We start from the raw sequence: 268 nt of genomic DNA, 5'->3' as shown, positions 1-268 counted from the left end.
CCCTAAAGCAGGGAGATATTTTAAACCACGGACATTATGACAGCGCGCATAAAAAAATAGAATCAATGCTGTTAGAGCTAGGTTATTTTGACGCTAAATGGCCTGCGCGTAAACTAGAAGTATCTTTGGGGAAACATAGCGCAGAAGTTACTTTTATTATTGAAACTGGGGTGCGTTATCAGTTTGGCGATATTGTAATTGCTAGCGATACACCTGCTGAAAAGTATATTCGTTCTTTAGCGCCTTTTGCCAAAGGGCAGCCTTATAA

Annotated in this window: 1 protein-coding gene; it reads left to right on the top strand. The window is 40.3% G+C overall.

Features of this window, described 5'->3' with window-relative positions; translation table 11 throughout:
* The coding region (locus tag AAEY83_RS15520) for a POTRA domain-containing protein (protein ID WP_351060355.1) at positions 1-268 on the top strand (268 nt) is incomplete at both ends.

Source organism: Psychrobacter sp. TB20-MNA-CIBAN-0197, assembly GCF_040309765.1.
In the GTDB taxonomy this organism is placed as follows: Bacteria; Pseudomonadota; Gammaproteobacteria; order Pseudomonadales; family Moraxellaceae; genus Psychrobacter; species Psychrobacter submarinus.
The sequence above is the reverse complement of the archived record's forward strand: the minus strand, read 5'-3'. Positions and strand labels throughout refer to the sequence as shown.